This is a genomic window from Variovorax sp. WDL1 (assembly GCF_001541225.1).
In the GTDB taxonomy this organism is placed as follows: domain Bacteria; phylum Pseudomonadota; class Gammaproteobacteria; order Burkholderiales; family Burkholderiaceae_C; genus Variovorax.
The window spans coordinates 47,223-61,438 of the sequence record NZ_LMTS01000238.1 but is presented as its reverse complement, the minus strand read 5'-3'; the positions used below and the strand labels follow the sequence as shown (position 1 = coordinate 61,438).

Genomic DNA, 14,216 nt, shown 5'->3' with positions numbered 1-14,216 from the left:
GGCCCCAGCCATGCCGGCGGCGGCGCAAGCTGCGGATCGATCTTGTCGAGGTCGTCGCCACGCAGTGCGGAAAAACATTGCCAGCCACCGCGCATGGCCATCGCCATGTCTCCAGGTTGGAAATCCGGGTGGCGACTGTGCAGGACCGTGCCGATCGCCTGGCCATAGACCACGTCGCCCAGTGACATCGGCGCGCTGTACGACCCGGCCTCGTCCATGCGCAGGCGTGCAGCGGGCGCGAGTCCGAGCCAGTCGTGACGCATGAGCACTTCGCCATCGGCAGGCGACGGGATCGGCGATTCGACGAGCTTGAAGTCATCGGGCCGGGGCAGTCCCCGCGGCCGCGCCGCGAGGACGATCTGTCGGTTGGAGGGCATCAGTAGGACTTGGGCAACCCGAGGACTTTCTCGGCGATGAAGCACAGGATCAGTTCGCGGCTGACCGGCGCGATGCGCGGCAGGATCGTCTCGCGCAGGTAGCGCTCGACATGGAATTCCTTGGCGTACCCAAAGCCCCCGTGGGTGCGGACCGCGCGATCGCATGCATGGAACGACGCCTCGGCGGCAAGGTATTTCGCCGCGTTCGCCTCGGCGCCACACGGCTTGCCGGAGTCGTAGAGTTCCGCCGCGCGCCAGGTCATGAGGTCGGCGGCCTCCAGTTCCATCCAGCTTTCGGCCAGCGGGTGCTGGATCGACTGGTTCTTGCCGATCTGGCGTCCGAACACCACGCGGTCCTTGGCGTACTCGGTGGCCTTGGCCAGGGCCCGGCGGCCCAGACCCACCACTTCGGCGGCGATGATGATGCGCTCGGGGTTCAGGCTGTCCAGCAGGACCTTGAAGCCCTGCCCCTCCTCGCCGATGCGGTCCTCCACCGGCACTTCGAGCCCTTCGATGTAGATGGAGTTGGAATCGACCGCCGCGCGGCCGAGCTTCTCGATCTCCTGCACCTGGATGGCCTTGCGGTCGAAGTCGGTGCAGAACAGGGTCATCCCCTCGGTGGGCCGCGCGCATTCTTCCAGCGGCGTCGTCCGTGCCAGCAGCATGATCTTGTTCACCACCTGGGCGGTCGAGGTCCAGACCTTCTGGCCGTTGACGATATAGCGATCGCCCTTCCTCACGGCGCGCGTGGTGATCGCCGTGGTGTTCAGGCCGGCATCCGGCTCGGTCACCCCGAAGCAGGCCTGGTCCTGGCCGGTCGCCAGCCGCGGCAGGATGCGCCTCTTCTGCTCCTCGGTGCCATGCACCGTGACCGCATGCGGGCCGAAGACGCCCGCCTGGATGGTGGAGCACGCGGCGATCGCGCCGGCCGATCCGCCGACCACCTGCATCAGCAAGGCCGCCTCGGTCACACCCAGCCCCGCCCCGCCGTACTCCTCGGGGATCGTGATCCCGAGCCAGCCGGCCTCCTTGGCGGCGGCGTGGTAGGCCACCGGCCATTCGTGCTTGAGATCCTTCTCGAGCCAGTACGCATCGTCGAAGCGATCGCAGATCTTCTTCGCCGAGTCGTGAATCTGTTGACGCAAAGGCGTCATGACCAATCCGGGCATGGGGTTCTCCTGCAATGTTGACCGGCGCCGGCACGGGCAAATCCCGTGTCGGCGCGACACCAGCAAGAATAGAGTAGTCCTAATGAGCGGTCAACCGGCTTTATTCGGGCTTGATGCCCAGCTCCTTGATCAGCCGGGTCCACATCTGCGCATCGCCTTGCATCTGCCGATCGAGCACTGCGGGGGGGCCGGGCGTCGGTGTGATGCCCTGCGCCTCCAGGCGCTCCTTGACGGGTGAAGTGCCCAAGGCCTTGTTGAGCGCGTCGTTGTAGCGCTGCACGACAGCCTCCGGCGTGGCCGCCGGCAGCAGGAGCGCGAACCATCCGAGCGACACGAAGCCATGGAAGCCGGCCTCGTTCACGGTCGGTACATCCGGCAGCTCGGGCAGGCGCTTGTCGCCGGTCACTGCCAGCGCCTTCAGCCGGCCGGCCTTGAGCTGCGGCATTGCCAGGCTGGGTGTGGCAAGGGCCATGTTCACGTGCCCCGCGATCACATCGTTGCTGGCGAGTGCGCCGCCCTTGTAATGCACCATGGTGATGTCGATGCCGGCCTCCTTTTTCAGGCGCTCCATCGTCAGGTGTTGCGGGGATCCCGCGCCCGTGGAGCCGAAGGTCAGGGGCGTTCCGGCGGCGCGGGCCTGGGCCAGCGCCTCGCCGAGGTTGCGCCCGGGCAAGCCCGGCGTGGCCACGAGGACATAGGCGGTGGTCCCGATCAATCCGACCGAGCGAAAGTCCTTGATCGGATCGAACGGAAGATGGGGAAACAGGGCGCCGACGGCGGGATGGGCGTTGTAGATGAGGAGCAGGTTGTTGCCGTCCGGCGGCGACTTGGCCACCACTTCGGCGGCAATGTTGCCCGAGGCACCCGGCTTGTTGTCGACGATGAACGTGCGGCCGAGTGTGCGGGTGAAGCGCTCGGCCAGCAAACGTGCCACGGCATCGGAACTGGCACCGGCCGCACTCCCCACGACAATGCGGGCCGCACGGCCCGCGGCATCCTGTGAGGCGGCCGGAGCAGCCGAAAGGGCAAGCAAGACCGCAGCAGCAGCGAGACCGAACCGGCGGGAGACGGATGAGGCACGGGGTTCATTCATGCTCGAAAAACTAAACTCCTCCCAAGGTATCGTCAATGGTCTTTATCAGGTTGACCGGGCCTGCTGGCGTTGGTGCGGCGGCACATTCCAGGCCGGCCGGAGAGGGGGAAGCATTCATGTCCCAACTACAATCCGACACATGCCGGCAACGACTTCTTCGCCCTCCTCCTCCTCCCGCACCTACCGCCTCGAGCCGGGGCCGGTCACGCTGTATGCCCAGCTGGCAGGAATCCTGCGCGAACGCGTGAAGAGCGGCGTCTGGCCCAACGGCGCGGAGATCCCGACCCTCGAGGAGCTTGCCGCCGAATTCAACGTCGCGCGCGTCACGGTGCGCCAGGCGATGCAGATCCTCATGAAGGAAGGCCTGGTGTCCAGCCAGCGCGGGCGGCGTACGTTCGTCACCTACACACCCGCGGAAGACAAGAACCCCCTGTTCCTGTCGATCAACATGGTGTCGTCGGTCACGCCGCGGTACGAGATCACCATCATCAGCCGCGACAACGTGCCCGAGAGCTATCTTGGCGACCCGTACATGGGCAAGGCTCGCGGGCCGTACATGCGCATTCGCAAGGTCGATTTCGAAGGCGGCGAGCCGTATTCGGTCTCGACCCATTTCGTCTCGCTGCCGATCTACAAGCGCTTCGGCAAGGTGGGCGAAGAACAGGTGAAGATCGCACGGCTGGTGCGGGACAAGTCGCGCGGTGCCCTGCACCTTTGCCATGAGCGCGTCACGGTGGACGCAGCCGACCTCGAGGAGTCGCAGTTGCTGAAGTGCCCGCTGTCTGCGCCTGTGGCGCGCATCCGGCGGGTGTTCCTGGACGCCAAGGGCGACATCCTCTACTACGCCCTCCTCACCTTCCGCAGCGATCGCTTCGGCATCGAGCGGGACACGACGGAGTTGATCAAGGCCGGTTGAGCCTCAGCGGTTCTTCCACTGCGGTGGCCGCTTTTCGTTGAACGCCGCCAGGCCTTCGCGGGCATCCTGGGTCTGGATCATTGCGCTGATGGCGGTTTCGGTGAACGCCACGCGTTCCGGGAACGCCATGGCCTCGACTGCGCGCAGCGCATATTTTCCGCGCCGGTTGGCCATGGGCGACACGGCAAGGAGGTCCTGCACGAGGCTGTCCACGGCGGCGTCGAGCCCGGCCGCCGGGACCACCTTGTTCAGCAATCCGATGGAGAAGGCGGTCTGGGCATCGATCGGCTTGCCTGTCATGCACATCTCGTTGAGAAAGCGGGCCGGAATGAGGTCGCGCAGCACGGTGAGAATCTGCATCGGGAAAATGCCGACCTTCACCTCGGGCATTCCGAAGCGTGCGTCGTCGACGGCGATGGCCATGTCGCACAGGCCGAAGAGACCCATTCCCCCCGCCATGCAGACGCCGTTGATGCGGCCGATGATGGGGACGTGGCACTCATGCGCCGCCCGCATCAGGTCGGCCATGGGCAGCGTCAGGCGCGCGAAGTCCGGCTGGAACGGCGTATCGCCCGGGGTCAGGTCGGCACCGGCACAGAAGGCCTTGTCGCCGGCGCCGGTGAGGATGATGGCGCGCAGCGCCGTGTCCTTCGAAGCCGCGACCAGTGCATCGCGCAAGCCCAGGAGCACCGCATCCGTCAACGCGTTGCGGCGCTGCGGCCGATTGAGGGTCAGGCGCAGGATGCCGCCTTCGCGGGACACCAGCAGATCGCCGTTGGCAACGCCGCGATCGTTCCCGGTGGCGGGACCATCTTGGTTCATCGGATACCTCCGTCTTGTTCATGGATAGGGTGTGGGTCGGCCCCGCGTGCCAGGCGCACCTGCGCCAGCGCATCCAGCGCCTCGGGCAGGCCGGGCTCGCAACGCAGCCCGCGCGCAGCGAAGGCATCGCGGGCCTGTGCAAAAGTCATCTCGCGTTCGCCGGCGCCTGCGCAGAGCAAGCCGATCACCAGCGGCTTCGGCGGCTCGGCGGCGTCCAGCAGCGCCATGACCCCCTTCACGACACTGGCGACCGATGTCGCTGCCAGCGTGAAGTACATCAGGATGGCGGTCACGTCCGGCCGGGCCGCACGCTCGAAGGTGATGCGCCCCAGCGTCTCGAAGACGTTCGCACCGCTGCCGCCGGAGGCATCCGCAAAATTGGCCGCCGGCATGCCCGCGTCGGCCAGGATATCGAGGATGGCCATGCCGATGCCCGCGCCGCCGGCCAGCATGGCAATCTCACCGTCGAGCTCGACGAACGCGAATCCGCTCGCCGCGGCGCGGCGCTCCAGCGCCGTGGCCTGGCGATCCGCCAGGCGGGACGAATACAGCGCCGGCCAGTCCAGGTGGCGGGCGGCGGCGTTGTCGTCCAGCACCAGCTTGGCATCCAGCGCCATCACCTCGCCGGAAGGCAGCACGGCCAGCGGATTGATCTCCAGCAGTTGAGCATCCTCCTGGACGAACACGCGCCAGGACGCGCTCGCAAAGCGACAGAGCGCGCCCACCGTTCGCCCCTGCGCGCCAGCCGCTGCGAAGAAGTGCACGAACTCATGTGCAGCCGGCACATGGCATGGCGCGAAATGCAGGCTGCGAAGGGTGTGGGCCTGCGATTCGACCTCGATGCCGCCATGCATCGAGAACTGCAGGACATAGTCCTGCGCCACGTCATCGATGCTCCAGCTGAAGTAGCACTCCTGCGCGACTTCGATGGATTCCTCCACCAGGACCCAGGGCGCGTCGTGCCCTTGTGCCCGCATCCGCTCGCGCAGCAGGCCCAGCCGCGATGCGCCATCCTCGCCGACCGCCACCGGCAGCACGAGGCCGCGCCTGCCCCGTCCCCCTTCGGCGACCTGGGCCTTCAGGACACAAGGCGCGTGGATGACCGTGGCGGCGGATTCATCGGCGACGACGCCGGCCGGCAGCGGCAAGCCGGCCCGGCGCAGGAGCGCCTTGGCTTCGAATTCGACAAGATTCATGCGAGCGACTCCGACCCGGTCGGCGCGGTCTGGCCGAGCAGGCGGCCCGCGATCTCGACCACGTCGGCCGGCGATCTGGCGATATGCGCTCCCGCCGCCGCGAGTGCCTCGATCTTGGCGGCAGCGGTCTCCCGCTCGCTGCCCACCAAGGCACCCGCATGGCCCATGCGGCGCTCCCTGGGCACATGGCGCCCGACCACCAGCGCCACCAGCGGCTTCCCGGCACCGCGCACGGCGTCCAGCATGGCGTACTCCTTGGTGCCACCGGGCTCCCCCAGGTAGACCACCAGGTCGGTCTGCGGATCGGCGAGGAACAGGCCGAGCCATTCGTGCGGATTGCGTCCGCACACCACGTCGCCGCCGATGTGCACGACCGAGCTCTGGCCGAGCCCGGCCCCGCTCAGCGCACGGCAGACGTTCATGGTCAGCGTCCCGCTTCGGCCCATCACGCCGATGCGGCCGGGGCGTGTCATCCCAGGGGGAATGGCCCCCAGGACGGCCTGTCCGGGCGACGCCATGCCGCTGGAGTTCGGCCCGACCATCCACAACCCGGCTTCTCGTGCCTGCTGCGCGGCGCGCAGCACGTCATGCACGGGCACGAACTCCGCAGCAACGAAAGCCAGTGTCAGGCCCGCACGCGCAGCCTCGTCCAGGGAATCGCGCACACCGGCTGCCGGCGTGAAGATGGCCGCGGCGCTTGCCTCGGTCGCCTTCACCGCATCCGCCATGGTGGGGAACACCGGCAGCCCGTCGATCTCGCCGGCGCGACCGGGGGCCACATGGGCGACCACCCGCGTGCCGAACTCGCGCATGGCGCGCACCTGGCCGCCTCCGTATGCGCCGGTCGCATTGACGGCGATGACGCGGGTGTCAGAGGTCAGCAGGATGGCCATGCCGTACAGTGCTCCATGCGTGAATTTCCAAAGAAGTACTATTGACAGAACTATATGCTAGCAGGGAAACTTCGAGCTCGAAAGACCACGCATGAAAGGAATCCGGATGGCTGACAAGCACACCCTGCGCATCGGTGGCGCCAGCGCCTTCTGGGGCGACAGCAACAAGGGCGTCGAGCAACTGATCCAACGCGGCGACGTCGACGTGCTGGTGTTCGACTACCTCGCCGAACTCACGCTCTCCATCATGGCCAGCGCGAAGAGCCGCAATGCCGAGCTCGGCTATGCGACCGACTTCGTCAAGGCGCTGGCGCCGCACCTCAAGACGCTCAGGCAACGGGGGACCACGCTCCTGAGCAATGCCGGCGGCATGAATCCCCAGGCCTGCGCGCAGGCCCTGCGCGCGGCAGCCGATGCGGCCGGCGTGAACCTGCGCATCGCCGTGATCGAAGGCGACGACCTGCTGCCTCTTCGCGAGGAGGTGAGCGCCGCGGGTGTGCGCGAAGCGTTCTCCGGCGCGCCGCTGCCCGAGGGCTTGACCAGCATGAACGCCTATCTCGGCGCCTTTCCGATCGCGGCGGCGCTGCGCCAGGGCGCCGAGGTGGTCATTACCGGGCGCTGCGCCGACAGCGCACTGGCGCTCGCTGCCCTGGTCCATCGCTTCGACTGGAAGCCCGAGGACTACGACCGTCTCGCCGCCGGCAGCCTGGTCGGCCACATCCTCGAATGCACGACCCAGACCACCGGCGGCTTGTTCACCGACTGGTGGAAGGTCCCGGGATGGGAGGACATGGGCTACCCGATTGCCGAATGCGAGGCCGATGGCACGTTCGTGCTGAGCAAGCCCCCGGGCACCGGCGGGCTCATCACCCCGCTGGTCGTCTCCGAGCAGATGCTGTACGAGGTGACGGACCCGGCCAACTACCTGCTGCCGGACGTGACCTGCGACTTCACTTCGGTGACCCTCGAACAGGCCGGCGCCAACCGCGTGCGCGTTCGCGGCGCGCGCGGACGGGCGCCCACACCGACCTACAAGGTCAGCGGCACCTGGGTGGACGGCTATCGTCTCTCGACCACGCTCACCTTCGTCGGAAAGGATGCCATCGCGATGGGGCAGCGCGCCGTGGACGCCATCGTCACCCGCGCACGCCGGCTGATGGCAGAGGCTGGCCACGGCGACTTCAAGCGCGTGTGCATCGAGGTGCTTGGCAGCGAGAAGCCGTCCTTCGGCGCCCATGCCAGGCCCGATGCCCGCGAGGTGGTGGTTCGCCTGGCTGTCCATCATGAGAGCAGCAAGGCGCTCGAACTCGTGGCCATCGAGATAGCGCCCATGGGCATCGCCGGCGCGCCCGGGACCACCGGCTTCAGCGGCCGCCAGAAGCCGCAGGCGGTGTTCCGGCTGTTCTCCTTCCTCTGGCCCAAGAGCCGGGTCGGTGTGAGTGTCGTGATCGACAAGGAGCGGAATGCGGTCGAGATCGCCCCGTCTGCCGCCGAGTTCGTGCCGAGTGATGGCGCCCGCTTTTCGCTCCAGCCCTTGCCCGAAGGCGAAACCGCGACCGTGCCGCTGTCGGCCATCGCGGTGGCGCGCAGTGGCGACAAGGGCGACCGGGCACACCTGGCGATCATCGCCCGGCAACCGCGCTTCGCCTCCATCATCGGAACGCAGCTGACCGAAGCCGCCATGCGCTCCTGGTTCGAGCACCTGGCGAAGGGGCCAGTGCACCGCTACGAAGTCCCGGGCATCCATGCCTACAACTACGTCTTCGACGAGGCCCTTGGCGGAGGCGGTGCGGCATCGCTGCGCAACGACCCGCTGGGCAAGACCTTCAGCCAGATCGCCCTGACCCACCCGGTCGACATCCCCAAGGCCTGGCTGCCGGAAATCGAACCGGGGTTCAAGGGAACGATCGCCTCCTGAACCATGGGCGCGAATGCCGGGGGCGCGCCCGGTGCGGCGGCCGACGGCCCGCTGCGCCTGCGCGCACTGCTGCTGCTGACGATGGCGTTGTGGGGAATCAACCTCTCCGCCGTCAAGGTGCTGGTGGGCCAGATCGACGTGATGCCCCTTGCCACGCTTCGCATGGTGCTGGCGACGGCGGTGATGCTGCCGTTCTGCTGGGTGCACCTGCCGTCGCTGGCACGCCTCAGCGGCACGCAGTGGTTGCGGCTGGTGGCCTGCGCCGCCGTCATGGTGTATGCGAACCAGGCGCTGGCCATCTCGGGCATGGCCTTGACATCGACCACCCATACCGCGCTGATCGCAGCGCTGACGCCCATCGTCGGCATGCTCGTGGCGACCGCCGGATCGATCGAGCGCGTGCGGCCTCTCGGGCTGCTCGGTGTGCTGCTCGGGTTCGCCGGCGTGGCCGTCGCCATCCTGGCCAAGCCGGGCGCCGTGCTGTCCGGCCTGGCCATTGGCGACCTGCTGGTGCTGCTGTCCGTGATGATGTTCGCCGCGGGCAGCGCCTTGGCGCCTCGTGTGGCCCGCGATCTCGACACGCTGGTGCTCAGTGCGGCCCTGCACGGCATCGGGGCCCTCTTCCTGCTGGGTCACACCGTCTTGTTCGCGAGTCCGTCGTTCGGCGTCATCACCGAGTGGCCGGCCTCGATCTGGGCCATCCTCCTGTTCTCCGGGGCCTGCGCGAACGGCATCGGCACGCTGGTCTACATGCATTCGGTCGCGCGCCTCGGCGTGGGCCGGGCAACTTCCGCCCTGTATTGGGTGCCCATCTTCGGAATCGGATTCGCGGCGGCCTTCGGCGCCCAGATCCACGCCATGCACCTCGTGGGCCTGGCCGGCGTGGTGGCCGGCACCTGGCTCACCGCGCGCTGGGCCCCCAGGCGCATGCCTACATGACGCCCATCTCGGTCAGCATCTTTTCCATGGCCGCCTGCGTGCCGCGAAACTCCGCGGCGCCCGACATGTCGCACACCGCTTCGAAGCGCTGGGCGACCATCTCCGGCGTGACCGCCTGGTTCGGGTCGAACTGGACGCCCGGCGCCTTGTGCACTTCCAGCTTCGCGACATGTCCACCGGCGACAGCGAACATGCCGCTGTTGGAGGTGCAGCGTTCGCTGGCCAGGAACAGCACCGCCGGTGCGACCAGCTCGGGGCGAAGGAACTTCTCCATCTGCGGCCAGAGCAGGCCCTGGCTCATGCGGGTGGTCGCCGTGGGAACGATGGTGTTGGTGAAGATGCCCTGCTCGCCATACTCGCGCGAGATGCAGTTCATCAACCCCACCATGCCGGTCTTTGCCGCCCCGTAGGCGGCCTGTCCGGCAAAGCCCACCAGGCCCGAGCCCGAGCTGGTCAGGACGATACGGCCGTAGCCATGGCGCTGCATCGCGGGCAAGGCCGCACGACAGCAGTACAGGGACCCCATCAGGTGCACGCCCACCTGCGCATCGACATCTTGTACAGCCGCCTCGCCCAGCTTGGCCATCTTCAGGTTGCCGGCGTTGTTGACCAGGACATCGAGCCGGCCGAAGCGCTCGACGGCCGTCGCGACGATTCGCTCGGCTCCGCCGGCCGTGGCCACGCTGTCGTAGCTGGCCACCGCATCGCCGCCCGCGGCGCGGATCTCGGCGACCACGCTGTCGGCCGCCTGGCTTGAGCCGCCCTGCCCGACCACGCTTGCGCCAAGATCGTTGACCACGACCTTGGCGCCGCGTTCGGCAAGCTGCAGCGCATAGATGCGGCCGATGCCGGTGCCGGCCCCGGTGACGATGGCCACCCGGCCATCGAATCGAAGCGTCATGGCGCCGTCGCGGCTCGGTGATTGTTCAGGCATGGGCTCACTTGTAGAAGAGGTTCGGGAGGTACATCGACAGGATCGGGAAGGCCGCGAGGATGAAGATCCGCACGATGTCGGCCACCGCGAACGGTGCGATGCCCTTCACGATGGTCTTGATCGGTATGTCCGGCGCAAACGAGCGGACGACGAACAGGTTCATCCCGACCGGCGGCGCGATCATCCCCAGCTCGCACAGCACGATCACCAGCACGCCGAACCACACGCCGTCATACCCCAGGCCGGTCACCACCGGGAAGAACAGCGGCACCGTCAGCAGGATCATGGAGAGCTCTTCCATGAGCGCACCCAGCACGATGTAGATCACGCAGATCACGGCCACGACCTGGAACGGAGAGAACCCGTTGTCCTTCACCAGCGAGAGCACCGCGTTGTGCGCGCCCGTGCGGTTCAGGAACTCCGTGAACACCAGCGCGCCGATCAGCAGGCCGAAGATCACGGCGGTGGATCGCGCGGTGTCGATCAGCACCTCCTGCAGCAACTTGAACGACATCTTCCTCCGGGCCACGCCGAGCGCGAATGCGCCCATGGCGCCGATGCCGGCCGCTTCAGCCGCCGTGAACAGGCCAGTGTAGATGCCGCCCAGCACCAGGCTGAAAAGGGCCAGGATCGGCCAGATCGCCAGCACTGCGCCCAGCTTCTCGGCACGGGTAGATCCGGTCGAAGGGGGCGCGCTCGACGGATTGCGCCAGACGGTCCAGCGCACGGCCAGGATGTATCCGATGATGCCCAGGGCGCCAGGAACCAATGCCGCCGCGTAGAGCTTGCCGATGTGGGTCTCGGTCATCACACCGTAGATCACCAGCAGCACGCTGGGCGGAATGATGATCCCCAGCGTTGCGCCTGCGGCGATGGTCGCGGCGCTCAGCCTGTCGTCGTAGTTGAACGACCGCATCGAGGGCAGCGCCACCTTGCCCATCGTCACCACCGTCGCGACACTGGAGCCGCACACCATGGCAAAGCCGCCGCAGGACAGCACCGTGGCGCTTGCAAGGCCGCCGCGCTGCCGCCCCATGAAGGCCTGTGCGGCGTGGTAGAGCTCCTTGGACACGCCGGTGCCCGCGACCAGGTTCCCCATCAGGATGAACAACGGAATGACGACCATCGAATACGTCATTGCCGCCTCGCGGGTGGTCAGCGCCAGCATCACGAAGGACTGGGTCCAACCGGCGGTGAGTCCGAAGCCGACGACGCCCGTGAGCCCCAGTGCGACCGCGATCGGAACGCGCATGAAGATCAGCACGAACGAAAACAGGAATCCCGCGCTTGCTGCGTACATGGTGGCTCCGAAGAAATATGAACTGGAAGTTGCAGGCGTCAGACGACGATGGGCTCACGCGCGGGTTCACCATTGGCCGCCGGGTCCGGTTTCCGGTTCCGCGGAACGATCGCAATCAACGAGGCGACGGAGACGATGCCGGCCAGGGTCGCAAGCCCGTAGAGGATCGGGCCGACCGGAATTCCAAGCGCAGCGGTGCTGTCGCCGTAGCCGATCGCCCGGTTTGCGAGGATCCAGCACTGCCAGGCGATCAGCCCGAACATGATGGATGCCAGCACGCAGGCGAACGCGTCCAGGACCTTGCGCACCGTGGGACTGCAGACCTGGTCGATCAGGTCGATCACGATGTGCTCGCTGCGGCGAGCCACCTGCGGCAGCATCAGGAAAATGACCAGTGCCAGGAGAATCTCGGTCAGCTCCGAGGCCCCCGTGAGCGGCTTGTTGAACAGATTGCGTCCTGCCACGTCCACAAAGGTCAGGAGCATCAGGCAGAACAGCAATATGGCTGCCAGGTTCACTGCCGCGCGCTCGATCCGGCGATACATGGCGTCGCTCCTTCTAGCGGGACTGCACGGCGGCGCGGAACTCGGCAAGCGCGGCGGCCGGATCGGCGACGCCCTTCTTCTTTGCCTTGGCGATCCACTCGTCCTCGATCGGACTCATGGCCTTGCGAAGGCCCTGCGTCAATGCCGGGTCGGCGCGCTCCAGGACGTACTTGGCGTCCTTCATCGCATCGACGCTGGACTGGTCGGCCGCCGCATAGGCGCGGCCGATCTTCGCCGCCAGTGCTTCACCCGACACGCCCATGATCGCGCGCTGGTCCGCCGGCGAGATTGCCTTCCACTTGTCGCCGTTCACGATGACGGCGAGCGAGGAGTTGAACAGCCCCCCCGGAACCAGCAGGCCGTAGCGCAGGAGGCCGACCGAGTTGGTCGACTTCACTGTCTCCTGCAGCATCAGGCTCCCGTCGATGGCACCTGTCGACAGCATCTCGAATGCTTCGGTGGACGACTTCAGGATCGGCACCGCACCCAGCAGCGTCAGGGCCCGCGTCCCGGTGGCGGAGGCGCTGCGAAGCTTCATGCCCTTGAGGTCGTCGATGCTCCTGATCTGCTTCTTCGCCGTGAAGATGTGTCCCGGAGCAATGGTGAAGATGCTCATCACCTCCACGCCCTTGAATTCGTTGGCGGCCGCGAAGTGCTTGCGGTAGACGCGGTCGAATGCCGGCGACATGACGGTCGGGTCCTCGCCGAGGAAGGGGAGCTCGCCCATCTCCGCCAGCTCGAACCGGCCCGGGGTGTAGCCCGTCACGATCAGGCCGAGATCCGCCAGGCCGTCGCGGACCACGTCGAACTGCGAGGGAGGCGTGCCGACGGTCTTTGGCAGCATTTCGATCTTGACCCTTCCCTGCGTCGCCTTCTCGACCTCGGCCATCCAGGGAATCACGGCCGTCGTGTTCAACCAATGCGTGGGGGGCAGCCACGAGGAGTACTTCACGACGACCTGCGCCTGCGCGCTCGCCAGTGCGGTCGTGGCGACCAGGAACAGACCGACCGCGGCCGTTCGAATCGTTGCATTGAGCTTGTGCATGTCTTGTCTCCGTCGGTTCATTGGCCAATCATCGGGATGCCCAGCGCCTTGTGCCGCGCAGCGATGTCCGCGCGGAACTCGGCCAGGACTGTCTCCGGGTTGGCCATTCCCTTCTTCTTTGCCTTGGCGATCCACGTCGCCTCGGCATAGGACAGCGACTGCTTGATCTGCTTGTAGAAATCGCCCTGTGCAACGATCACGGTCTTGCCCGCCTGCTTCATCGCAGCGACGGCATTCGCGTCGGCCTTGCTGTAGGCCCGTCCAACCTCCCTGGCCATGGCCTCGCCCGAGATCTTCGTGATGGCTTCCTGGTCCTTCGCCGAGATCGCTTTCCACTTTTCCTCGTTGATCGCCAGCGACAGCACGGAGTTGTAGATGCCGCCAGGAATGATCGTGAGGTTGTTGAGGGTGTCGACCAGGCTGAAGCTGACCACGCCTTCCTTGCTCAGGAGGGTTCCGTCCAGCACGCCGGAAGACACGAGCTCATAGATCTCGTTGGTGCCCTTCTGCACCGGCACCGCACCCAGCGCCTGGACGGCGGGGCTGTTGGCTGCCAGCGAGGTGCGAAGCTTGACGCCCTTGAGGTCCTCCATCGACCGCACCGGCTTCTTGGCGGTGTAGATGTGCCCGGAGGCCGTCGTGAAGATGCTGACGATGTGCACGCCCTTGAACTCGTTGTACTTCGCGAGATGCCTTGCGTAGAGCTGGGCGACGGCAGGCGCCATCACATTGGGCTCATCGGCGACCAGGGGAAGCTCGGCCATCTCGATCAGGTCGAAGCGTCCCGGGGAGAACCCGGGGACGAACACGGCCATGTCCGCCAGGCCGTCACGAACCACGTCGAACTGCGTCGGCACGGTGCCAACCATCTTGGGCAGGATTTCGAACTTGACGCGCCCCTCGGTGATCTTTTCCACCTCGGCCATCCAGGGCACGAAGACCTCGGAGTGCATCTGGTGCTTGGCAGGCAGCCAGTTCGAATAGCGCAGGATCGTCTGCGACCACGCCGGGGCAGCGCTCGCCAATGAGATGGCGAGGCAAAGCGCGAATCTTTTCATGTGATGTCTCC

The 14,216-nt window shown here is 66.8% G+C and carries 13 protein-coding genes and 1 pseudogene; 3 read left to right on the top strand and 11 right to left on the bottom strand.

The features are described 5' to 3' along the window. The 3 genes and pseudogenes from APY03_RS44740 to APY03_RS29270 form a co-directional block, all read right to left on the bottom strand. Nucleotides 1–377, bottom strand: a pseudogene (locus tag APY03_RS44740) (NADP-dependent oxidoreductase); the annotation flags it as partial. After that, nucleotides 377–1,546 carry an acyl-CoA dehydrogenase family protein gene (locus tag APY03_RS29275; RefSeq protein WP_083944635.1) on the bottom strand — a complete coding sequence of 390 codons (1,170 nt, stop codon included), beginning with the start codon at nt 1,544–1,546 and terminating at the stop codon, nt 377–379. The pseudogene APY03_RS44740 and the gene APY03_RS29275, both read right to left, overlap by 1 nt. A gap of 100 nt (nt 1,547–1,646) precedes the next feature. After that, the gene (locus APY03_RS29270) at nt 1,647–2,480 is read right to left on the bottom strand and encodes a tripartite tricarboxylate transporter substrate-binding protein (protein WP_232324462.1); all 834 of its coding nucleotides are present in this window, start codon (nt 2,478–2,480) and stop codon (nt 1,647–1,649) included. 298 nt (nt 2,481–2,778) lie between these two features. On the opposite strand from APY03_RS29270, the gene APY03_RS41885 reads away from it, so the two are divergent. Then, nucleotides 2,779–3,555 carry a GntR family transcriptional regulator gene (locus APY03_RS41885; RefSeq protein WP_068682533.1) on the top strand — a complete coding sequence of 259 codons (777 nt, stop codon included), beginning with the start codon at nt 2,779–2,781 and terminating at the stop codon, nt 3,553–3,555. Between the two features lie 3 nt (nt 3,556–3,558). Here APY03_RS41885 and APY03_RS29260 read toward each other — a convergent pair whose 3' ends face one another. From APY03_RS29260 to APY03_RS29250, 3 genes are read right to left on the bottom strand one after another with little or no spacing between them, the layout of a single operon-like run. Further along, on the bottom strand, nt 3,559–4,377 hold the full coding sequence (locus APY03_RS29260; protein ID WP_068682531.1) for an enoyl-CoA hydratase-related protein: 819 nt from the start codon (nt 4,375–4,377) through the stop codon (nt 3,559–3,561). Next, the gene (locus APY03_RS29255; RefSeq protein WP_068682528.1) at nt 4,374–5,573 is read right to left on the bottom strand and encodes an ATP-grasp domain-containing protein; all 1,200 of its coding nucleotides are present in this window, start codon (nt 5,571–5,573) and stop codon (nt 4,374–4,376) included. The genes APY03_RS29260 and APY03_RS29255 overlap by 4 nt, the downstream gene beginning before the upstream one ends. After that, on the bottom strand, nt 5,570–6,466 hold the full coding sequence (locus APY03_RS29250; protein WP_068682526.1) for a succinate--CoA ligase subunit alpha: 897 nt from the start codon (nt 6,464–6,466) through the stop codon (nt 5,570–5,572). Before APY03_RS29250 ends, APY03_RS29255 begins: the two co-directional genes overlap by 4 nt. A 106-nt stretch (nt 6,467–6,572) precedes the next feature. Between APY03_RS29250 and APY03_RS29245 the strand changes: the two genes are divergently transcribed. Then, nucleotides 6,573–8,384, top strand: a complete 1,812-nt coding sequence (locus APY03_RS29245; RefSeq protein ID WP_068682524.1) for an acyclic terpene utilization AtuA family protein — start codon at nt 6,573–6,575, stop codon at nt 8,382–8,384. 3 nt (nt 8,385–8,387) lie between these two features. Further along, the gene (locus tag APY03_RS29240) at nt 8,388–9,323 is read left to right on the top strand and encodes a DMT family transporter (RefSeq protein WP_068682521.1); all 936 of its coding nucleotides are present in this window, start codon (nt 8,388–8,390) and stop codon (nt 9,321–9,323) included. On the opposite strand, the gene APY03_RS29235 is transcribed toward APY03_RS29240, so the two are convergent. The 5 genes from APY03_RS29235 to APY03_RS29215 are packed head-to-tail and all read right to left on the bottom strand — an operon-like array spanning nt 9,316 to nt 14,205. Then, on the bottom strand, nt 9,316–10,257 hold the full coding sequence (locus tag APY03_RS29235; protein WP_083944633.1) for an SDR family NAD(P)-dependent oxidoreductase: 942 nt from the start codon (nt 10,255–10,257) through the stop codon (nt 9,316–9,318). The two genes, APY03_RS29240 and APY03_RS29235, sit on opposite strands and share 8 nt — an antisense overlap. A 4-nt stretch (nt 10,258–10,261) precedes the next feature. Next, nucleotides 10,262–11,557, bottom strand: coding sequence for a TRAP transporter large permease (locus tag APY03_RS29230; RefSeq protein ID WP_068682517.1), 1,296 nt, complete (start codon nt 11,555–11,557; stop codon nt 10,262–10,264). Between the two features lie 38 nt (nt 11,558–11,595). Next, nucleotides 11,596–12,102, bottom strand: coding sequence for a TRAP transporter small permease (locus tag APY03_RS29225; RefSeq protein ID WP_068682515.1), 507 nt, complete (start codon nt 12,100–12,102; stop codon nt 11,596–11,598). 13 nt (nt 12,103–12,115) lie between these two features. Further along, nucleotides 12,116–13,147, bottom strand: coding sequence for a TRAP transporter substrate-binding protein (locus APY03_RS29220; protein ID WP_068682513.1), 1,032 nt, complete (start codon nt 13,145–13,147; stop codon nt 12,116–12,118). Between the two features lie 17 nt (nt 13,148–13,164). Next, complete coding sequence (locus APY03_RS29215; RefSeq protein WP_068682511.1) at nt 13,165–14,205, bottom strand: TRAP transporter substrate-binding protein; 1,041 nt, start codon at nt 14,203–14,205, stop codon at nt 13,165–13,167. Nucleotides 14,206–14,216 lie beyond the last annotated feature (11 nt).